Below are 20,685 nucleotides of genomic sequence, written 5' to 3'. Positions count from 1 at the left end.
AGAGAAGGAGGAGTGCCCGAAACGACCGTGCCCCTGATCGGGGTCGAGAACCTCAAGATGCCCGAGTGGGCCGCGGTCGACGAGACCGTGGCCGAAGCGGGGATGGTCAAGGCCATCCGCACGCTCCCGTCCGCCGTGGCCATCGTGCTGCGGCTGGCGTGGCGGACCTCGCCGCGGCTGACCCTGCTCGCCGGCGTCGTCCACCTGCTTTCCGGCTGTGTCACGGCGTTCGGCCTGCTGGCCACGGCGAACGTGTTCATCGCGCTGCTGGAGAGCGGGCCGACGCCGGAACGCGTGCTGCAGTCGCTGCCCGCGCTGGTGGTCGTCGTCGGCACGTATGGCTTGCGCGCGCTGCTCGACACGGCGGTGGCCGCGGTCGAGGGCGCGCTCCGGCCGCGGATCGTGACTTCGGCGGGCGACGAGGTCACCGCCGCGATGGTCCGGGTGCGGCTGCTGGCCTTCGAGGACGCCGATTTCCGGGAGCTGGCCAGGCAGGGCGCGCGGTACGGGGTCCGGTCGATCGAGATGAGCCTGCGCTGGCTCGCGGATCTGACGTCGGCGCTGATCTCGCTGGTCGCCGCGCTGGTGGCGGCGGGTCTGCTCAACCCGTGGCTCGCGCCGGTGCTGCTGCTCGCCGCGGTGGCCGACGGCTGGGCGGCGGCGAAGGTCGCGCGCCTGAACTACCGGCATTACCTCGACACCGTCGGCCGCAACATCCGGAAAGGGATCGTCGAAGAGGTCGCCACGTGGCGCCAGTTCGCCCTTGAACGGCATGCCCTCACCCTGCAGGAGCCCTTGCTCCGGGAGTACCGGCGGATCACCGAAAGCCTGATGCGCGAAGAGGTCCGGCTCGCGCATCGCAGCAACATGGTCCGCCTGGCCGGACGCGCGGCGGCCGGGGTGGGCACCGCGATCGCTTATCTGGTGCTCGGTCTCCTGCTCTACGGCGGGCAGATGGAGCTCGCCCTCGCCGGGACGGCCGCGCTCGCCATGCGGACGGCGTCGAATTCGCTGTCCATCACGATGCACGCGGTGAACTCGCTGTACGAGGAGTCCTTCTACATCGCCTTCTTCCAGCGCTTGCTCGTGGAATCCGTGAAACGCGGCCCGGTGAAGGGTGGCGTCGCCGCTCCCGAAGACCCCGCGGAGATCCGGCTGGAGAGTGTCGGGTTCACCTATCCCGGCCAGGAAACCCCGGCACTGCGCGAGGTTTCGCTGACCATCCGGCGCGGCGAGGTGATCGCCCTCGTCGGCGAGAACGGTTCGGGCAAGACCACGCTCGGCAAACTGCTCACCGGGCTCTACCCGCCCACGGAAGGAAAGGTGTACTGGGACGACGTCGATCTCGCGGGCGCGGATCACGAGTCCGTGCACGCGAACATCGCGGTGATCGCCCAGGATCCCGCCGAATGGCCGATGACCGCGGAGCACAACGTGACCGTCGGCAGGCTCGGCCGAGACGATCCGGAGCGAGTCGCCTGGCAGGACGCGATCACCTCCTCCGGCGCCGACGAGGTGATCGAATCCTTGCCCGCCAAGGAGAAGACGGTGCTGTCCAAGAAGTTCGACGACGGGCAGGACCTCTCGGGCGGGCAATGGCAGCGGATGGGGATCGCCCGCGGGATCTACCGCGACGCCGCCGTCCTGGTCGCCGACGAGCCGACGGCCGCGCTCGACGCGAAGGCCGAGGCCCGGGTCTTCGCCGGTCTGCGGCACGCGAGCAGGCGCACGACGATCCTGGTGACCCACCGGCTGGCCAACATCCGTTCCGCGGACCGGATCCTGGTGCTGGAGAAGGGGCGGCTGATCGAGCAGGGCACGCACGCCGAACTCATCGAGGAAGGAGGGCTCTACCACGAACTTTACGAAATCCAGGCTCGCGCGTATCGCGGCGAGTAGGCACACTGGCGTGATGCCGGAGAAGATCGCCGAGGTGAACGGCGTCCAGCTGTGCCACGAGACGTTCGGCTCGCCGGACGGCAGGCCGCTGCTGATGATCATGGGCCTGGCCTCCCAGATGATCTGGTGGGACGACGAACTCTGCGAGAACCTCGCGGCCGAGGGGTTCTTCGTCATCCGCTACGACAACCGCGACGCCGGCCGGTCCAGCCGGATGACCGGCCGGGTGAACCTGCCGCTCGCGTACGCCTTGCGCACGGCGCCGTATTCCTTGGCGGACATGGCGGGCGACGCCGCCGGGCTGCTGACCGAGCTCGGTGTCGCGAGCGCGCACGTCGTGGGCGCGTCGATGGGCGGGATGGTCGCGCAGACGCTGGCCATCGAGTATCCATCACGGGTGCGGTCGCTGACGTCGATCATGTCGACCACCGGCAACCGGTTCGTCGGGCGGCCGAGCGCCAAGGCGATGGCGATGCTGCTTTCGGCGCCCCCGCGCGGCCGGGAGGAGTACGTCGAGCAACTCGTGCGCACGTTCCGCGTGATCGGCTCGCCCGGTTACCCCTTCGACGAGGCCCGGATGCGCGAGCGCGCGGAGCGGTCGTTCGATCGTGGCGTCAACCCCGGCGGGACGGCTCGGCAGCTGGCGGCGATCGTTTCGAGCCGGGACCGCTTCCGCGCGCTGCGGAAACTCGACGTACCCGCGCTCGTCGTGCACGGTTCGAAGGATCCGCTCGTGCACGTTTCCGGCGGCCGGGCGACGGCCCGCGCACTGCGGGAGTCCGAAGTGGACATCGTCGCCGGCATGGGTCACGACCTGCCGCGCGCGATCTGGCCCCGGCTGACGCGCGGCCTGCTCCGGACGGCCGACCGCGCCGACGTCATCGAGAGATGAGGCAAGCCGTGGCGGGCTTTCAGAGCGCCGCCAGCTGACGTTGCGAAAGCCACTTTCGCAACGTTGAAGGTTGCGAAAGTGGCTTTCGCAACACGCCACCCTGCGAAGACAGTCGAGGCCGCGCCGACGTCAAGCCCCGGCGAGCGTGACCGAGCCCAGATTCGAGAAATGCGCCGCCACCCGGGCACCCGGCCCCACGTCGACCGCGTCGGTCATCCCGCCGGTGAACACGAGCCAGCCCGGCTCCAGCGCGCGCCCGCGCGCGCCGAGGACGTTGGCCGCCAGCGCCAGCGCCTCCGCCGGATGCCCCAGCACCGCCGCCCCGGTGGCGGTGTCGACGATCGCCCCGTCGACTTCCAGTAGGGCCGCCTCCAGCGAGAGATCCAGCGAAGACGGCTGTGCGCCCACCGGACCGAGCGTGACGTAGGCGGAAGAACCGTTGTCCGCCACGACGTCCGGCAGTTCGAAGCGATAGTCGCGGTAGCGGCTGTCGATGATCTCGATGCCGCCGTAGACCCGGTCCACCGCCGCCATCGCGGTCGCCGCGGTCACGCCAGGCCCCGAAAGACGTTGTCCCAGAACGAAAACCAGCTCCGGCTCGGCACGCGGATGGAGCAGCGACGGCACCGGCACCCCGGCGGGGAGCACCAACGCGTCGGTGAGCCACGCGAGCAACGGCGAGTCGATGCCCATGCGCTGCTGCTTCACCCGCGAGGTCAGGCCGAGCTTGACGCCGATCAGCGTTTCGCCGCGCTCCAGCCTGAGCCGGAGTGCCTCGTCCTGGATCGCGTACGCGGTGTCGACGTCCAGCTCCGGCCACGCGTCGGTCAGCGGTTCGCGTTCTTCCCCGGACAGCAGGGCTTCCGCCGTCTCGCGCACGTCAAGGCTCACGGCCGTTCCTCCCCGGAGAACTTCGCGGTCACACTGCCGAGCCCCGCCATCGTCGCGACGACGGTGTCACCCGGATTCACCGGGATCGCCCGCGTCATCGAACCCGGCAGCACGACATGCCCCGGTTCGAGCGCGACACCGAGCGGGCCGACCGTGTTCGCGAGCCAGACCAGCGCGTTCACCGGCGAACCGAGCACCGCGCCACCGGCGCCGGTCGCCGCGATCTCGCCGTTCTGGTGCAGGACACAGCCCACCAGCCGCAGGTCGATGTCGCCGATCGCGGTCGGCCTGCTGCCGAGGACGACACCGCCCGAAGACGCGTTGTCCGCGATGGTGTCGACGATGCTGATCTTCCAGTCCCGGATCCGGGAATCGACGATCTCCAGCGCCGGGACGACGAAGTCCACCGCCCGCAGCGCGTCCGCCACCGTGACGCCGGGGCCGCGCAGCCGCGAGCCGAGCACGAACGCGATCTCCGGTTCGATCTTCGGCTGCAGGAATCCGCCGATCGGGATCGGCTGGTGTTCGAGGTGGAACATCGAAGCGGTCAGATGGCCGTAGTCGGGCTGGTCGACCCCCATCTGCCGCTGCATGGCGGCGGAGGCGAGGCCGACCTTGTGCCCGCGCACGCCGTCGCCGTGCTCGGCCCAGTGCCGGACGAGCCGCTGCTGGACGCGGTACGCGTCCTCCAGCGTCGCGGCGGGATAGGTCTCGATGAGGGGCGCGATCGGCTTACCGGTCTCGTACGCGCTGAGCAGCGCGGCCGCGGCCTCCTGCAGCGTGCTGGCGTCCATGGGCTCCTTCCGACCAGTCGGACTCTGCCCCGTCACTCCGGCCCGCACAAGACGGCCGTTCCACTGGCCGGTACGACGAGATTAGGCCGAAAGGGTCTCGCACGACCCCGATCATCACCTAGCCTGCTCCCATGTCCGATTGGGCGCTCTCCAGGGCGAAGGCCAGGATCGACCGTCGCGAGGAGCTCGACGAGCTCACCGCGCGCATCCGTTACGAGGTGCGGGTGCACCTCAACGAGCCCACCGCGCACAACGCCTACGACGAGCTGACCGACATCTTCGCCATCGGGCACGCGGAGTGTTCGGCGCTGCTCAAGCACCGCCGGGTCCTGCCGCTGTGGGAGCGGCTGCTGCTCCAGCGCTACACCCGGCGTCTCTACGGCAAGGCCGTGTCGGCGACCGTCGGTGATCTCCCCGCCGACGCGGGGCCGGCGCCCTCGGCCGCGTTCGGGCCGGAGATCGCTTCCCTGACCCCGGATTCCGGCGACACCGGCGCGAAGTTCGACCTGCAGGGCCGCGGCCTGGTCAACGTCTTCCGGATCGCCGCCGGGCGGCACGGCGAGATCTGGCCGGACCGCCACGACGTCGCGACGACATCCGCGCGCAGTGTCCTCACCTGTTCCGCGGTCTTCCTGCGGCGCCGCTTCTGGCACGTGGTCTGGCCGGTGTACCGTGTGCGCGGGCTGCGGCTCTGGAAGCTTTAGGAATTCCCCGGGGCCGGTGGCGGTTGTACGGGGTATGACCGATCGCGCCACCGAGATCCTCGCCGGATCGAAGACGATCGCCGTCGTGGGCCTGAGCCGCGATCCGGCCAAGGCCTCGCACGGGGTCGCCGCCGTACTGCAGGCACACGGGTTCCGGATCATCCCCGTCCACCCGTCGGCCGACGAACTGCTGGGCGAGAAGGTCTATCGCTCGCTCACCGACATCCCGGAACCCGTCGACCTGGTCGACGTCTTCCGTCCGTCCGAAGACACTCCGCCGATCGCCGAACAGGCCGTCGCGATAGGCGCGAAGGCGCTTTGGCTCCAGCAGGGCATCGTCTCCGCCGAGTCCCGCCGGATCGCCGAAGAAGCCGGTTTGGACTACGTCGAAGACCGCTGCACCGCCGTCGTCCGAGCGGTCGCGAATCTCTCGGTGCGTTAGAAACGGACCCCGGGCCGAACCCTCGCCGCGATTTTCCGGCGAGGGTTCTTTCATATCCGTGAACAGAAAAATGACCCCTGATGTCATACGCCGAATCGGACCCGCCGAAGGGATTGGTCCAAACCGGTGATCTTGACGGGAAGCCCGCGAGCTGGGAAAACTTGTCCGGTCGTCAGTTTGTTAAGAAACCTTCCCAAGGGTCCGGTGAACTGTTAACGTCCGAATCCGCTTAGCGGAAACAGGTGCCGATGATCGGCACCCCGGTCCTACGGAGGGCGAAGTGGGCACACCACGCGGGCTGGATTCCAGTGGCACACTCGAGCGGGGTCTCGCGGTTCTCGAGCACGTCGGCCAGAACCAGGAGATTTCCACCAACGCGATCGCCAGGCAACTGGGTCTCTCCCGGAGCGCCGCCTACCGCATCGTCGGCACCCTCAAGAACCTCGAATACCTCGAAGCCGATCGCGCCACCGGCCGTGTGCGGCTCGGTACCCGGCTGGTCGAACTCGGCGCCCGCGCGATGGCGGCGACCGACCTCCACCGCTGCGCGCCGCGTTACCTCGCCTCGCTCGCCGAGCGGAGTGGCGAGACGACGTATCTCGCCGTCCCGGACAACGACACGATGGTCTACGTCGCCACCGAACGCAGCGCCAACGCCGTCACCCTGGCCTGCCGCCTCGGCACCCGCCGTCCGCAGCACGCGACGTCGCTGGGCAAGGCGTGGCTGGCGGCACTGCCCGAACAGGACCGCGTCGAACGCATCCGCCGGATGAAACTCGACAGTCTCACGCTCAAGACGATCAACGATCCCGTCCGGCTGCTCGACGATCTCGCCAGGACGAGCCGTCGCGGCTGGGCTGTGGACGACGTCGAAAACGAACCGGACGTGGGCTGCGTGGCCGCCGCCGTCCGAGACCACACCGGACGGCCGATCGCCGCGATCAGCGTCGCTGGCCCCGCCGGCCGTGTACTCCGCCGCACCGACGAACTCGGCGCGACGGTGGCCGGAACCGCCGCCGCGTTGTCGCTCCGCCTGGGTTACGTGCGCGCGCAAAGGGGCTGAGGTGGGCTGGCTCCAGGACTACCAGCCGGCGGGCGGGCTGTGGCTGTCGGCCGCGTTGGCGGCACTGCCGATCATCGTGCTGCTGGTGACGCTGGGAGTCCTGCGCCGCTCGGCGCAACTCTCGGCGGCGCTGGCGCTGATCACCGCGCTGCTGGTGGCGGTGCTGCTCTACCGCATGCCCGCCGGGCTCGCCCTCGATTCGGCCGCCATGGGGCTGGTGTTCGGGGTGTGGTCGGTGGCCTGGATCGCGTTCCACGCCGTGTACTTCCACAACGTCACCGTCGCGACCGGACGATTCGACGACATCAAGGCGGTCCTCGCCGGATTCAGTGAGGACCGCCGCCTCCAGGCGCTGTTGATCGCGTTCGGCTTCGGCGCGCTGCTGGAAGGGATCGCGGGCGGCGGCTCGCCGATCGCGATCACCGCGGCGATGATGGCCGCGCTCGGTTTCCCGCCGGTGAAGGCGGTCGTGCTCGCGTTGCTGGCGAACACCGCGCCGGTCGCGTTCGGCGGCCTCGGCAATCCGCTGATCGTGCTGGGCAGGCTGACCGCGCCGATCCTCGGGATGAAACAGGAACAGGCGACGGAGCTGTTCTCGTCGATGGTCGGGCGCCAGCTTCCGTTGCTGGCGCTGATCGTCCCCGGTTTCCTGATCGTGGTCCTCGCGGGCTGGAAGCGGATGATCGAGGTCTGGCCCGCCGTGCTGACGGCCGGGCTGTCGTTCGCGGTCATGCAGTTCGTCACCTCGAACTTCATCAGCCCGAGCCTCGTCGACGTCGTCGCAGCGCTCGCCGCGATGGCCTCACTGTGGATACTGACGCGGTTCTGGCAGCCGTCGGCGGTTTGGCGTTTCGACGGCGAAGAACCGGTGAAGACCGGCGCGAGCCTCGGCGCGGCGAAAGCCGGACGCGGCGCGCTGTACGCGTGGGCGCCGTACATCGTCCTGATCGCGGCGATCTTCCTTTCCCGGATCGGCACGATCTTCAAGAACCTGCCCGAATGGCTCGACCTGACGAAGCTGCTGCACAAGGCCGACTGGGTGTTCGCGTGGCCGGGGTTGCACAAGGAGGTCGTCCAGCACGCGCCGATCACGCCCAAGGACACGCCGTACGCGGCGACGCTGACCGTCGACTTCCTTTATTCGCCGGGAACGGTGGCCTTGATCGCGGCGATCGTGGCGGGGTTCGCGATGGGCGCGAAACCGCGGCTGCTGCTGGCGACCTACCGCCGGACACTGCACCAGATGCGATGGGCGCTGGCGACGATCTTCATGATCCTCGCGATCGCGTTCGTCATGAACTACTCGGGTGCGACACAGACCCTCGGCCTCGCGCTCGCGACCACCGGGGTGCTGTTCCCGTTGTTCTCCGCCTACATCGGCTGGCTGGGTGTCTTCCTCACCGGCTCGGACGCGTCGACGAACAGTCTCTTCGGGCCGATGCAGGTGATTTCGGCGCAGCAACTGCATGTCGACCCGATCCTCGCCGGCGCCACCAACACCTCCGGCGGCGTGATGGGCAAGATGATCTCGCCGCAGAACCTGTCCATCGGCGCCACCGCGATCGGCCGGTCCGGGAAGGAAGGCGCGCTGCTGCGGCAGACGTTCCTGTGGTCGGTGGCGCTGACCGGCGTGGTCGGGGTGATCTCGTTGCTCCAGGCGACCGTGCTGCGGTTCATGATCCCGTCGTGAACGTGAATTCGAGAATGTCCACAATGGTCATCCGATCTTAACCGGCCATTGGGCTGGATGGATGAACACCGGATCCGTTCACCGGAATGGGAACTACCGTTGTCCCCATGCCCATGACGCTGATCAAAGGTACGTTCCAGCTTGTCGGAGCCTCACCGGACGGCGATTCGGTGCGGTTCTATCCCGAAGACCCGCAGGCGACCAAGAAGGCGGGCCTGAAGGTCCGGCTCAATTCGCGGGGCGGGATGCAGTTGCGGCTCGACGCGATCGACGCGCTCGAAACGCATTACCAGGCCAGGGGAACCGGCGGGATGTGGCACCAGCCCGCGGAATTCGCCGACGCCGCCGCGGCGAACCTGCTGAAGTGCCTCGGCTTCAAAACGGTCGAACGCGACGAGCGGGGAACGGTCACCTCGTCGACCCCGATCAAGGTAGCCGGTCACATACTGACGCGATTCGCCGACAAATACGGACGAGCCGTGGCGTTCGCCTTTCCCGGGCAACGGCCGGGCCGGTCGGCGGACCTTTCCAAGGTCCATCTCGACGTCAAAACGCTGAAGAACTCCGCGAACTACCGGCAGGTCGCGGACGGCCTCGTCTACCCGACGTTCTATTCACTGCTTTATCCCGATCTCCGTGACGCCTTGGCCGAAGCCGCGGTGAAAGCCCGCCAGAACGGGCTCGGGCTGTGGCCTCAGGACGTCACGAACTCCGGGTTCAAGCTCGCGTCGCGGCGGCAACTCGCCGACGAACTGGTGATCCTGCCGAAACTGTTCCGACGGCTCGTCGACTACCTCGCGCTCGACGAAAGCGGCGGGGTCTCGCTGACCGGCTTCTCCGACTTCCTCGATTCCCGCAACGACCGCCTGTTCACCGTCCCGGACGGGCACGCGACGGAATTCGAGACCTTGGTGAGCGTGAAGCGGCAGACCGTGAGCCTGACGGTCGAGCCGGAGCGGATCGTCTTCATCGAGGCCTGACCCACACGTGTGGGCAAAAAGACCGTACCTCCCTCCCCTGCGGCCGTGCTCATCTGAAAGGTGGGAGAGGGAGCCGATGGAAGGACACGGTTCACGACGGCCGGAGGAGGCCGGCGGGCGGATGGAGACGACCTCGAAACACGTCGACGCCGTCCGCGTCCTGGTCGTGCGTTACTGCCGGGCGCGGATCGGCCGTCGTTCGGGCACCTACGACATCGCCGACGCGATCGCCAAGGACAGCTGCCGCGAGATCGTCGCCGGTTCGGCCGGGGCGCGCGCCCTGCTCGCGTTCGCCTACGACGTCACGCACGGTCTGGTCGACGACTTCCACCGGACCACCGCCGAACTGCCGAACCCGCTTTCCGGGCTGCCGGGTCAGCAGCGCGAGATCATGGTGCTGCGGTCGCTCGTCGGGCTTTCCGCCGACGACACCGCGCTCGCGCTCGGCTGCTCCGTCCAGGCGGTCCGGCTGGGGCAGCACCGTGCGCTGACCGCGCTTCGCCCCGCCCCCGCCTGACGCGTTTCGTCCTCTGGATGCGGTGGTTCGCACCACGAACCATCGCATTCAGAGGACTAATCGCGAGGGGTGCAGTCGGCGGCGCGGTTCAGGAGCAGGGTGCGCTCCCGGTCGTTGCCGGTCATCTCCGCCGCGCGCTCGAACTCGGCGCGGGCCTCGTCGAGGCGGCCGAGCTTCGACAGGAAGTCGCCGCGCACGCTCGGCAGCAGGTGATACGACTTGAGCGCGGGGTCCGACGTCAGCTTGTCGACGATCTCCAGGCCCGCCTCCGGCCCGACGGCCATCGACAGCGCCACCGCGCGGTTCAGTTCGATCACCGGCGACGGGTTCAGCTTCCCGAGCCCTTCGTACAGGACGGCGATGCGCGCCCAGTCGGTCTCCTCGCCCGTCCGCGCCCGCGCGTGGCAGGCGGCGATGGCGGCCTGCGCCGCGTAGACGCCGAAAGCGCCGCCCGTGAGCGACTCGGAAAGTTCCAGCGCGGCGAGGCCGCGGCCGATCAGGAGCCGGTTCCACTTCGTCCGGTCCTGATCCATCAGCAACACGGGTTCGCCGCTCGGCCCGACCCTGGCGGCGGACCGCGAAGCCTGGATCTCCATCAGCGCGACGAGCCCGTGCACCTCGGGTTCCTTCGGCATCAGCCCGGCGAGGATACGCCCGAGCCGCAGCGCCTCCTCGCACAGCGCGGGCCGCATCCAGTCCTCGCCCGCCGTCGCCGAGTAGCCCTCGTTGAAGATCAGGTAGATGACTTCGAGCACCGAAGAAAGGCGCGCGACCCTGTCCGCCCCCTCGGGCACCTCGAACGGGACCTTGGCGTCGCCGAGCGTCTTCTTCGCGCGCACGATCCGCTGCGCGATGGCGGTCTCCTTGGCCAGGAACGCCCGCGCGATCTCGTGCGTCTGCAACCCGCCGATCATCTTCAGCGTCAGCGCCACCCTGGCCTCGGTCGAAAGCACCGGGTGACAGGCGGTGAACACCAGCCGCAGCAGATCGTCCTCGATGTGGTCGTCGAGGCCCGCTGTGAAGTCGGGTTCCTCCTCGTACTCCTGCTCGCGGCCGATCTCGCCGAGTTTCTTCTCGTACCGCTCGTTGCGCCGGAAGGTGTCGACCGCCCGGCGTTTCGCCGTGGTCATGAGCCAGGCGCCCGGATTCCTCGGGACGCCCGACTCAGGCCACTGTTCGAGCGCGGCGACCAGCGCGTCCTGCGCCAGCTCCTCCGCGAGGCCGACGTCGCGCGTCATCCGCGCGAGACCGGCGATGAGGCGGGCCGATTCGATCCGCCACACCGCGTCGATCGCCGAACGGGAGTCTGTCGTTGCCGTCACGCCGACCAATCAACATCGTCGGCGCGACGACCGCAACCCTGGCCGCGTCCGGCGAGGCTTGTTCGATGGGCTTCGTGATCCAGGCGGTTCCTGACGGTGCGGGCGGATCGCCCTCGTACCGGGTCGTACTCGGGCGCGTCCGCCCGTGCCGTCAGGGACCACCTGGGCGCGAAGACCGCGAACAAGACTCGCCGGACGCGGCCTAATTCGCCTCGGCCTGCTTCCGCAGGTTCTGCTCGTGCTCGACGATCTCCGGGGTCGCGTTGTCGAAGTCCTCCATCTCCGCGATCCGGCGGATCTCGATCTCGCCCTCGCGGAACGGCGCGCGCTTCATCCATTCGATCACTTCGGCCCGGTCCTTGACCTGCAGGATCCAGAAACCCGCGATGAGTTCCTTGCTCTCGGCGAACGGCCCGTCGACGACGCGCGCCTCGGTGGTGCCGGAGTACTGGATGCGGAAACCCTCGGCGCTGGGGAGCAGGCCTTCACCCGCGAGCATGACGCCGGCCTTCACCAGTTCCTCGTTGAACTTCCCCATCTCCTGCAGCTCTTCGGCGCTCGGCTGCGCGCCCGCCACGTCGGTCTTCTCGTCGCTCTTGACAATCACCATGAACCGCATCGAAGTCTCCGTTCCCGGCGGGGCTCGTCCCTGCCACATCTACGCGTCGATCGGGCACCCCAGGTTTCGACACGGTCCCCGAACTTTTTTCCGCGAGTATTCGAGCAGCCGGAAAACCGCAGGTCAAGCCCACATGAGAGAATCTGCGATCGTGTCCGCACTCCCCGACGCCCTCCGCTCCGCCCTCGACGAAGAGCTGGGCAAGTACCCGCAGAACAGGCTGACGCAGTCCGTCGAGCGGCTCAGCACGCGCTACCGCGAGAACGCCCCCGCGAGCGCGCCCATCCTCTCCTCCGAAGCGGACGTCGCGGCGTACGCGGGCTACCGGATGCCGGCCACGTACGCGGCTGTCCACGCCGTTCTCGCCGAAGCAGCCCTTCGCGCCCCTGGGTTCGCTCCGCGTACACAGATCGACATCGGCGGCGGAACCGGTGCCGCGATCTGGGCGGCGGCCGACGTGTGGCCGTCGCTGGAGGAGAGCACCGTCGTCGAGCAGGTACCCGGCGCGATCGCGCTGGGGCGGCGGCTCGCGGAGAACGCCGGGGACAAGGCCGTCCGGGGCTCGACCTGGCGGCGCGGCCTGATCGACCCGGCGGCGCCCGCGCCCGAGGCCGATCTGGTGACCCTCTCCTATGTCCTGGGCGAGCTGCCCGAAGCACGCCGGGCCGACACCGTCCGTTGGCTTTCGGCGAAGACCTCGATGCTGGTGCTGATCGAACCCGGTACCCCCGCGGGCTACGAGCGGATCGTCGCGGCGAGGGATCAGCTCGTCGAACTCGGGCTCTCCCTGGTCGCGCCCTGTCCGCACGAAGGCGCCTGCCCGATCCCGCGCGGCAAGGACTGGTGCCATTTCTCCGCGCGCCTCCCGCGCACCGGCCTGCACCGCCAGCTCAAGGCCGGGACGCTCGGCTTCGAGGACGAGAAGTTCTCGTACGTCGTCGCCTCCCGCACGGCGCCGGACCGCGCCGACGCCCGCGTCCTGCGGCATCCGGCCAAACGCAAGGGCATGGTCAGCCTGTCCCTCTGCGCCGACTCCGGGCTCACCGAAAGGATCGTCACCAAACGGCACGGCCCGGCCTACCGCGCGGCCCGCGACGCGGAATGGGGCGACGCCTGGCCCGATCACTCCACAGTGGACTGACGGCGCCGCGCCGGATTGCCGATGGCGGTGAGCAGCGCGCCGAGCGCCGGATTGTCGTTGCCTCGCCGCCACATCAGGTCGAGTTCCACCGGACGGCCCTCGACACCGTCCACCGGGCGGAGGACGACACCTTCGAAGCGCAGCGTGCCCGCCGCCGCGGGCACCAGCGCGACCCCGAGTTCCGCCTTCACCAGCGCGAGCACCGTATGCACCTGGCAGGGGTATTGCGTGTACTCCGGCGTCACCCGGGCGGCGCGGAACACCGCCACGAGCAGATCGTGGAAGTACCGGCCTTCCGACGGCGAATACATGATGAACGGTTCGCCGTCGAAATCCTTGACTTCGGGATTCTTCTTGCGCCGGGCCAACGGATGCGCCGACGGCAGCGCCGCGAGCAGCGGTTCGCGCCACAGCGGCAGGGTCACGATGTCGGCGCCGGCGACCGGCGGCCGGATCATGCCGAGGTCGATCCCGCCCGCCAGCAGCTCCTCCACCTGCGCCGCCGTCACCATCTCCCGGAGCACGAGATCGACGCCGGGCACTTCGGCGTTCGCCGCGGCGATGACCCGGTCGAGATACGAATACGCCGCCGTGGCGGTGAACCCGAGCGTCACGACGCCGACCTCGCCCTTCTTCACGCGGCGGACGTACAACGTCGCTTCCTGTGACGAGCGCAGTATCTTCCTTGCCTCGGCGAGGAAAACCCGTCCGGCGGGGGTCAGCCGGACCGTGCGGTGCGCCCGGTCGAAGAGCTCGGCCCCCAGTTCGCGCTCCAGCAGCTGGATCCGCCTGCTCAACGGCGGCTGGGTCATCGAGAGCCGCTCCGCCGCCCGGCCGTAGTGCAGTTCCTCGGCCACCGCGACGAAACTCACCAGCTGCTCCAGGGAAAACACCCATCCAGTCTAGGAATCGGCAAGGGCCGGACAAGCGCCGAACCGGTATCGCTCAGCGCGGGATTTCCACCGTGCGGTCGATGATCCCCGCCGCCACCGCGACGATCTTGCGATTGTTGCTCCGCGCGTAGGCGCGCAATACGCCGAACGCGTCGCTCACCGAAACGTGGAGCCGTTCGGCCAGCACTCCTTTCGCCTGTTCGATGATCACCCGGCTGTTCAACGCCGTTTGCAGCTGCGTGGTGACGATCTCCTGCCGCTGCAGCGACCGGTGATGCAGGATGCCGATCGTGGCGACGTCCGCCAGTGCCTGCCCCAGCCGCAATCCCTCGTCGTCGAGCACGGCGGGACGGGTGCCGAACAGGTTCAGCGCGCCGATCACCTCTTCCCGCAACCGCATCGGCAACGCGTACACGGAGCGGAATCCGGCGTTTTCCGCCTCCCGGGCGAACTTCGGCCACTTTCCCCGCGCACGCACGAGGTCCGGGCAGGCCATCGGCTCGACGTCCCGGTAGCAGTCCAGGCCCGGCCCTTCGGAGTTCTGCGACTGGAACAGTTCGAGCAGCCGGGTTTTTTCGTCGGAGGCGGCCACCATGGTGAGCCTGCCCCGAGGGTCGGTCAGCAACAGGCCCGCGGTGCAGACGCCGAGCAGCTCGACACATCTGAACGCGAGTACGTCGAGGTATTCGACGAGATCGAAGTCGTCCATCAGGGTGTCGGCCAGCTGCACGAAGGTTTCCCTCAGGTCGGCCGCCAGGTCGGTCATCTTTCCGCTGTCTCCTTATCGCACACATCCGTCATGGTTCGGGCCGGAACGTGACCCGGCGCCGCACCACGTCCTCGGCGACCTCGTCGAGCTTGCGGTCGTTGAGGTAGGCATAGGCGCGCAGGCGGGCGAGCGCGTCCGGAAGCCCGATCTCGAGCTGGGCCGACACCACGCCCGCGGCCTGATGCACCCGGGCGCGATGTTCGGTGAATTCACGATCGATCAATTCGCCGAGAACCGGCGCACCGGTATCGGCCAAGGCCAGGGTGATGACCGCTTCCGCGCAGACGAGCGCCTTCTCCAGCCCCTCCCGCGAGGGGAGCCCGGCGAATTCGCGATAACAGTCGACAGCACCCAAAGTGATCGCACCGACCTGAACAGGCACAGCGATGATCGATTTCACGCCGCAGTCGATGGCCTCGGGCGCGAACATCGGCCATCGGAGTGTCGCCTCCGAACTGGTCACATCGGTTACGACGACGAGCATACCGCCGCGGGAAACGTCCAATGCCGGTCCTTCACCCAAGGTGAACTGCAGCTCTTCCAATTCACGGCTTCGCGCATCGGTGGCGAAGACCGGCTCCGGCAAACCCGTCCCGGTGGCGAGCGTGAGCCCCGCACCCGCCGCCTCGAGCATTTCCCCGCAAACGACGCAGGCGTGTTCCACCGTCACCACCGAATCGGTTTCCGAAGCGAGGAAACGCATCTTCGACCAGACCTGGGCGGCGCGATCATGCCGTCGCAACGTCATGGCTTGCCTCCCGGGCGTGTCCGGATTCGGACGAGACCGCCGGGAGCATGAGCGAACAGCGCTCGCGCGCCACCACCATCCTCGCACGGTTTCGGCTCTTTGCCGCGCTTTCGACGACTTCTCGGCACCAATGCAGTAGCCCGAAGAGCCGTATGGCCGGTCCCGTTGGCGGTCAATGGTCCGTTCAGCCGGTTCCGGCTCCCCGGACCGGGCCTAGGGTGGAAGCCGAGACCGTTCGCCCCGGCCCTCGGCGATCGTGCTCGACGGCGAGCTCTGGAGGGGCCATGTGCGTTCGCATTCTCGAAACCCGTGCCAAACGGGGGAATCCGTTGTTCCGGCTGCTGATCCGTATTCAGCTCAAGGCGTCCTGGCGCTGAGCGCAGGCACGCAGCCTGCTGATCGCGCGATGTTTGGTCACCCGCACCCGTGACGACGTCGTACCGAGCGCCGCCGCGGTCTCGTTCGACGTCAGCTCGCCGATCACCCGCATCCCCAGCACCTCACGGTGGGAGACGGGCAGCATCCGCATCAGCCTGCCGAGCCGGACCCCGAGATCGGTCCGCAGCGCGCGCTGCTCGGGTTCGTCGGCGGCCCCCGCCGGCCGTTCGGGGAGTTCGCCGGTGAGCACCTGCCTGCTCCGCGCCGCCTTCCGGAAGACGTCGGCGACCTTGTTCGCCGCGATGGCGCGCAGGAGGAACAGGAACGAACCGCCGCGCAGGCCGTACCCGGGGACGGCGACCAGGACCGCGAGGCAGATCTCCTGTGCCACGTCGGCCGGTTCGAGGTAGGTCAGCTCACGGCCGCCGAGGCGGGTCTCGGCGTACTGCCGTGCCCACGCCGCGACGGCGGACATGAGGTCTTCCATGCCGTGCGGCTCGCCGTCCGCCGCGGCCTTGGCGAGGCCGTCCCAGCCGGCGGCGGAAATCCACGTCTCGCCGCCGCCGGTTCTTCGCATCGGAAATTCGTCGCTCATGTCCCGCTCCCCACGGATGAGAAAACCCGGCCGCCGGGGTCCAGGACGGAACCCGGACAACGGTAGTCGACGAATCCGGCCACCTCAATCGGCGAAGGGCCCGCGACGAATTGTCCGTCCCGGCGGAAAACCGGACAGATTCCCACCAGTGGTCTGGACATGTCGGCATCCCGCGACGTAACTTCCCGTGCTGAGACCCCTCGCCAAGGTCACGCCAAGGCCGGGAACGCGCCCCCGGCCGACACCCGCAAGCACCGCCGCGGCGCGTCCACGCTCCGCGGCGGGATTCCGCCGAGGAGTGAACTGTGCGCATCCGCAAGAAAGTCCGGCGCGTTTTGACCGCGTTGGCGGTCGCCCTCCCCCTGGTCACCGGTGTTTCGGCGCTTTCGTCGCCGACCGCGGCCGCCGCGGGCCCCGATCCGCTGCCGCTGACCGTGACGAACAATTCGAACCGCTCCGACGCGGTCCACCTCTACGTGCTCGGCACGAACCTCAACACCGGGAAGCTCGGCTACGTCAACGCCGCCGGCGCCTTCACGCCGTGGCCGCCGGGCGCGAACCCGCCGAGCCCCGCGCCGGACGTCTCGATCGCGGGCCCCGGCAACGGCGGCTCGACCACGCTGCGGATCCCGCGCATGCTCTCAGGCCGGGTCTACATGTCGTTCGGGCAGAAGATCAAGTTCTTCCTCACCCCGGACGGCCTGGTGCAGCCCGCGCCGTGGGCCGACGGCGACCCGAACCGCGACATCCTGTTCGACTGGAGCGAATTCACCTACGACAACAGCGGGCTGTTCATCAACAGCTCGCAGGTCGACATGTTCAGCGTGCCGCACGCCGTCGGGCTGACCAACGGGGCGGGCGCGAGCAAGGAGGCCGGCCGCTTGAAGCCCGGCGGCCGCGAAAACATCTTCAACGCCGTCCAAGGCCAGGCCGGGTTCTCGAACCTGGTGTACAACCGGCTGCGGGTCCTCGCGCCGGGCAAGGGGCTCGACACCGGCAAGTTCAGCGGCAGCTACCTCGACGGTTACGTCACGAGCGCCTGGAACACCTACAAGTCGACACCGCTCACCGTGGTCCCGTTCGAGGCCGAACCCGGCAAGAAGTTCACCGGCCGGACCGGCGGGGACGACGTCCTGCGCTTCACCGACGCCTCGGGCGCCCCGGTGGCGTCGTTCAGCAAGCCGAGCACCCGCGACGTCTTCAACTGCGACGGACGGCTGCACGCGCCGAACGACCAGGTCGTCGGCCCGATCGCGCGGACGCTGTGCGCGGCGCTGCACCGCTCGACGCTCGGCTCGCTGCACACGCAGCCGACGTACGACGCGGGCCAGTTCTACAAGCAGTCCGTGACCGACCACTACTCGCGGATCGTGCACGAGCAGATGGTCGACGGGAAGGCGTACGGCTTCGCCTTCGACGACGTCGGGCACTTCGAGTCGCTGGTGCACGACGGGGACCCGCGGACCGCGCGGATCATCCTGACGGCGTTCTGACGGTTCGGCCTCAGGCGGGGCGTATTGCCTGCTCGGCGTCTATCCGGGTGATTTCGTTGCTGCCGTGCATGGGCTGAAGGCTCCCTTCACCGCATCTGATGCGGCGACCGGAGCCTTCAGCCCCGGTCGTGAGTGGTGTTTCGGGCTAGGGCGAAGGGTGCCCTAAATACCGACTGAATTTAGCTGTGGCTGAACACGGGTCGGGTCCGTGAAGGCCTCCTTGCCTACCCTGAAGGTAGTGAAAGAGGCCTTCCCTACCTTCAGAGATCGCCACTGCAGCTCACCTGCACCAGCAACCACAGCAATCACCACGGCAGCGCGTGAAGACCCCCAACCCGGTGGTCGTGAGTGGCGTTTCGGCTTAGAACCCGAATCGCCACTCACGACCGGCTTTCGCAACACGCTCACGGGGCCCGTCAACGCGCCCCGCTCCCGATCCGCCAAGCCGACATACCGATCCCGCTCGGCACGAGCGAGAACGCCGGCGGCTCGGGAGCGTGGACGCGGGCCAGCTCCTCAGGCGTGTACCGCACGCATTTCCGGTGCCATTCCAGGATTCCGGCCATCCAGTCCTTCAGGTGGTCCGCGTATCCGGTGACCGCCGCGCGGACGTCGTCGCCGAGCCCGAGGTCGTCGCACATCCGCGGCAGGTCCTCGTCGGCGAGCTGCTCGAACTGCGTCATCCGCGCGTTCATCAGCCGGGCGGCGATGTCGCGGGCCTCGAGCCGGCCGACGTCCAGGAACCGCTCGGCGACGTACACGAGGTTGTGCACCTCGCCCTCGTATTCGATCTCCTTCTGGTACGAGAACAGGTCATTGGAGAAGGCCGCGTAGTCCTGCGCCGCCGTGTCGAGTTCGAACAGCACGCGGTTCCCGAAGAGCTCGGCGGGCACGACGTCGCCGAGTTCGAGGAGCGCGAGGCTCTTGGTCAGGTCGGAGCCGAACGTGCGGCGTCGCATCTCCACGTAGTCGACCGGATCGGGGACACGGTTCTGCGCCTGGTTGCCGACCTCCCAGGCCCAGCTGGCGGTCATGCTCTCGACCGCCCGCCGGAAGCCCGCCCGTGCGTGCGGGGACAGCGGTCCCGCGGTGCGGCCCCACAGGTCCGCGAGGCCCACCTCGATCGGGTTCGACGGCTTCGGCACCGGCTCACCTTCGAGTGGCATGAACAGGGAAAGCCGGTCACTGCACAGTTTCGCGGCGACCGCGTCCCGTTTCGTCCCGAAGACCAACGGGAAGTAGTCGTCGCCGTACGTGCCCCAGGTGAGCCAGTCGGTCGACAGCTTCAGCCCGTCGATGTCCGAGTCCGGATCGATCATCGCGGCGCAGTGCGCCAGGTCGATGCCGCGAAACCGGCGCTCGTCCCAGATCCCGCCTTCGAGCATCCCCATCCCGCGCGCCCAGCCGGGGGCGTATTCGCGCGCCGCGGCGAGATGGGGGCTGGTGCGCACGGCGTACGGCATGCGGAATTCCGGCAACGGCAGGTGTCCGGTCTTCGCGAACGGCGGCGGCGCCTGCTGCCGGTGCCGACGGCCGAGGCCCAGCTCGTCGGCACCGGAGTCCGCGCCCTCGTTCATGTACCGGCTCGACCGGGTGTGCCATTCGTGCCCGCCGGACTGCCAGTCCTGCAGCCCTTTGACGTACAGGCCGACCGCGATCTGCTCGGGCAGCGAGACGTCGCGCTCGGCGAGCAACGCCGGCACCTCGACGAGCGCGGTGTTCTCGAACTGCTGCAATCGCGAGGTCAGCAGGTCGTTGGTGAGTTCGGCGGCTTCCTGCGTCGGGCAGTCGAGGAACTTCTCGAAAACGAGGACCGCGTTGGAGTTCTCGCCCTCTTCACGCACTTCGCGTTGGTAGGAAAAGAGATCGTTGCGCAGGTGGACGGCGTCGGCGAAGGTGTCGCGCAGCACCTCCATCGGCCTGGTCGCCGCGATCCTGTCCGGCACCTCGGCACCGACGGCGAACTCGATGAGGTTCGCCGACCAAGGCGCCCCGCCGACGCGTCGCCGCATCTGGACGTATTCGATGGGGTTCGCGATGCGGCCGCGGTCGATGTTGTCCAGCTCCCAGAGCGATTCGACCATCAGGTTGTGCGTGCTGGTGACGAACCGCCGCCGCCAGGCCTCGGACATCGCGGGAATGGTGCGCGCCCAAAGGTTCTCGAGCCCGGCTTCGGCGGGATTCCGCGGTTCGGGCGACCTTTCCCCCGGCCCGGTCATGAACAGTTCCAAGCGGTCCAAATAGGCCTTCGCACCCTCGGTGTTGCGGGTGTACTTGAATTGTGCGAGGAAATCGTCGTCGAAGAAGAACACCCACACGTACCAGTCCGTGACCAGATCGAGGGACGGCCCGTCACAGTCCGGATGGGTGTGCGCGCAGAGCAGCGCGTAATCCATTTTCGCCAGCGCCTGCTCGGTCCAGACGACGTCACCGGACGGCGACGGCGAATCGAGCATCCCCATTTCCCTGGCCCAGGCCATACTGTGCGCCCGCGCCGCTTCGAGGTGCGGATTCATCCTGGCCGGATACGGCACGTAGAACTCGGGCAAGGTGAAAGCCTGCATCGGCGACTGCCTCCCGGGCCGGGGTCGGATCCGTTCCGACGTTTCCAGCCCGCCGCCGCGCCGGGCAACCGTCCACTCGAGCGATTCGGTGCGCCATGGAGTGAATCAGTCCCAGATGGACTCCGGATCGACATACGGCGCGAGCAATCCGGTCAATATCCCGTCACCGTTCCCGGTCAATTCGTCTTCGGCGATCCGGCGGGCGACGCCGACGAGGAAATCGGCGGCCTGCACCCGCGGATCGGTCCGTGAATCCACGAACTTCACCCCGGCCAATCCTGGACTCGCCTC

19 protein-coding genes and 1 pseudogene are annotated in these 20,685 nt (G+C 68.5%); 10 read left to right on the top strand and 10 right to left on the bottom strand.

Annotated features, from left to right (window positions below; all coding sequences use genetic code 11):
• Window positions 1-12: 12 nt before the first annotated feature.
• Together AVR91_RS29715 and AVR91_RS29710 are read left to right on the top strand one after the other, a co-directional pair.
• Window positions 13-1,899, top strand: coding sequence for an ABC transporter ATP-binding protein (locus AVR91_RS29715; RefSeq protein ID WP_083737783.1), 1,887 nt, complete (start codon window positions 13-15; stop codon window positions 1,897-1,899).
• A 13-nt stretch (window positions 1,900-1,912) separates the two neighbouring features.
• Window positions 1,913-2,791, top strand: a complete 879-nt coding sequence (locus tag AVR91_RS29710) for an alpha/beta fold hydrolase (RefSeq protein WP_063272456.1) — start codon at window positions 1,913-1,915, stop codon at window positions 2,789-2,791.
• 129 nt (window positions 2,792-2,920) lie between these two features.
• On the opposite strand, the gene AVR91_RS29705 is transcribed toward AVR91_RS29710, so the two are convergent.
• Together AVR91_RS29705 and AVR91_RS29700 are read right to left on the bottom strand one after the other, a co-directional pair.
• Window positions 2,921-3,682: a 2-keto-4-pentenoate hydratase gene (locus tag AVR91_RS29705; protein WP_063272457.1), complete on the bottom strand. Its 762-nt coding sequence runs from the start codon at window positions 3,680-3,682 to the stop codon at window positions 2,921-2,923.
• On the bottom strand, window positions 3,679-4,476 hold the full coding sequence (locus tag AVR91_RS29700) for a 2-keto-4-pentenoate hydratase (RefSeq protein ID WP_063272458.1): 798 nt from the start codon (window positions 4,474-4,476) through the stop codon (window positions 3,679-3,681). The genes AVR91_RS29705 and AVR91_RS29700 overlap by 4 nt, the downstream gene beginning before the upstream one ends.
• A 131-nt stretch (window positions 4,477-4,607) precedes the next feature.
• Here AVR91_RS29700 and AVR91_RS29695 point away from each other — a divergent pair, with 131 nt between their 5' ends.
• From AVR91_RS29695 to AVR91_RS29670, 6 genes are all read left to right on the top strand, one after another.
• Window positions 4,608-5,180, top strand: a complete 573-nt coding sequence (locus tag AVR91_RS29695; RefSeq protein WP_063272459.1) for a hypothetical protein — start codon at window positions 4,608-4,610, stop codon at window positions 5,178-5,180.
• 34 nt (window positions 5,181-5,214) lie between these two features.
• Window positions 5,215-5,622 carry a CoA-binding protein gene (locus AVR91_RS29690; RefSeq protein ID WP_063272460.1) on the top strand — a complete coding sequence of 136 codons (408 nt, stop codon included), beginning with the start codon at window positions 5,215-5,217 and terminating at the stop codon, window positions 5,620-5,622.
• A gap of 280 nt (window positions 5,623-5,902) precedes the next feature.
• Window positions 5,903-6,685 (top strand): IclR family transcriptional regulator, encoded by a 783-nt coding sequence (locus AVR91_RS29685; RefSeq protein WP_016337669.1) that lies wholly within the window; start codon window positions 5,903-5,905, stop codon window positions 6,683-6,685.
• Between the two features lies 1 nt (window position 6,686).
• Complete coding sequence (locus AVR91_RS29680; RefSeq protein WP_063272461.1) at window positions 6,687-8,375, top strand: L-lactate permease; 1,689 nt, start codon at window positions 6,687-6,689, stop codon at window positions 8,373-8,375.
• A 107-nt stretch (window positions 8,376-8,482) separates the two neighbouring features.
• Complete coding sequence (locus AVR91_RS29675) at window positions 8,483-9,355, top strand: hypothetical protein (protein WP_016337671.1); 873 nt, start codon at window positions 8,483-8,485, stop codon at window positions 9,353-9,355.
• Window positions 9,356-9,476: 121 nt separating this feature from the next.
• Window positions 9,477-9,872 (top strand): sigma factor-like helix-turn-helix DNA-binding protein, encoded by a 396-nt coding sequence (locus tag AVR91_RS29670; RefSeq protein ID WP_063272462.1) that lies wholly within the window; start codon window positions 9,477-9,479, stop codon window positions 9,870-9,872.
• Between the two features lie 56 nt (window positions 9,873-9,928).
• On the opposite strand, the gene AVR91_RS29665 is transcribed toward AVR91_RS29670, so the two are convergent.
• Window positions 9,929-11,203: an RNA polymerase sigma factor gene (locus AVR91_RS29665; protein ID WP_063272463.1), complete on the bottom strand. Its 1,275-nt coding sequence runs from the start codon at window positions 11,201-11,203 to the stop codon at window positions 9,929-9,931.
• A 193-nt stretch (window positions 11,204-11,396) separates the two neighbouring features.
• Window positions 11,397-11,813 carry a YciI family protein gene (locus tag AVR91_RS29660; RefSeq protein ID WP_063272464.1) on the bottom strand — a complete coding sequence of 139 codons (417 nt, stop codon included), beginning with the start codon at window positions 11,811-11,813 and terminating at the stop codon, window positions 11,397-11,399.
• Between the two features lie 133 nt (window positions 11,814-11,946).
• Here AVR91_RS29660 and AVR91_RS29655 point away from each other — a divergent pair, with 133 nt between their 5' ends.
• Complete coding sequence (locus tag AVR91_RS29655) at window positions 11,947-12,954, top strand: small ribosomal subunit Rsm22 family protein (RefSeq protein WP_063272465.1); 1,008 nt, start codon at window positions 11,947-11,949, stop codon at window positions 12,952-12,954.
• Here the strand turns inward: AVR91_RS29655 and AVR91_RS29650 are convergent.
• The 4 genes from AVR91_RS29650 to AVR91_RS29635 all read right to left on the bottom strand — a co-directional run bounded on the left by AVR91_RS29650 (window position 12,936) and on the right by AVR91_RS29635 (window position 16,337).
• Complete coding sequence (locus AVR91_RS29650) at window positions 12,936-13,847, bottom strand: LysR substrate-binding domain-containing protein (protein WP_063272466.1); 912 nt, start codon at window positions 13,845-13,847, stop codon at window positions 12,936-12,938. The two genes, AVR91_RS29655 and AVR91_RS29650, sit on opposite strands and share 19 nt — an antisense overlap.
• A gap of 52 nt (window positions 13,848-13,899) precedes the next feature.
• Window positions 13,900-14,613 carry a GAF and ANTAR domain-containing protein gene (locus AVR91_RS29645; RefSeq protein ID WP_063272467.1) on the bottom strand — a complete coding sequence of 238 codons (714 nt, stop codon included), beginning with the start codon at window positions 14,611-14,613 and terminating at the stop codon, window positions 13,900-13,902.
• Window positions 14,614-14,644: 31 nt separating this feature from the next.
• Window positions 14,645-15,364: an ANTAR domain-containing protein gene (locus AVR91_RS29640; protein WP_063272468.1), complete on the bottom strand. Its 720-nt coding sequence runs from the start codon at window positions 15,362-15,364 to the stop codon at window positions 14,645-14,647.
• A 352-nt stretch (window positions 15,365-15,716) separates the two neighbouring features.
• A complete protein-coding gene (locus tag AVR91_RS29635) occupies window positions 15,717-16,337 on the bottom strand; it encodes a sigma-70 family RNA polymerase sigma factor (protein ID WP_063272469.1) in 621 nt (206 codons plus the stop codon).
• 305 nt (window positions 16,338-16,642) lie between these two features.
• Between AVR91_RS29635 and AVR91_RS29630 the strand changes: the two genes are divergently transcribed.
• Complete coding sequence (locus AVR91_RS29630) at window positions 16,643-17,830, top strand: beta-1,3-glucanase family protein (protein WP_063272470.1); 1,188 nt, start codon at window positions 16,643-16,645, stop codon at window positions 17,828-17,830.
• 416 nt (window positions 17,831-18,246) lie between these two features.
• On the opposite strand, the gene AVR91_RS29625 is transcribed toward AVR91_RS29630, so the two are convergent.
• Entirely contained in the window at window positions 18,247-20,394 is a 2,148-nt protein-coding gene (locus AVR91_RS29625; RefSeq protein WP_063272471.1) for a terpene synthase family protein, read from the bottom strand.
• Window positions 20,395-20,499: 105 nt separating this feature from the next.
• Window positions 20,500-20,685: pseudogene (locus AVR91_RS43970) on the bottom strand (DUF3800 domain-containing protein); the annotation flags it as partial.

Source organism: Amycolatopsis keratiniphila subsp. keratiniphila (assembly GCF_001620365.2).
Taxonomy (GTDB): Bacteria; Actinomycetota; Actinomycetes; order Mycobacteriales; family Pseudonocardiaceae; genus Amycolatopsis; species Amycolatopsis keratiniphila.
This window is presented reverse-complemented; position numbering and strand designations above follow the sequence as displayed.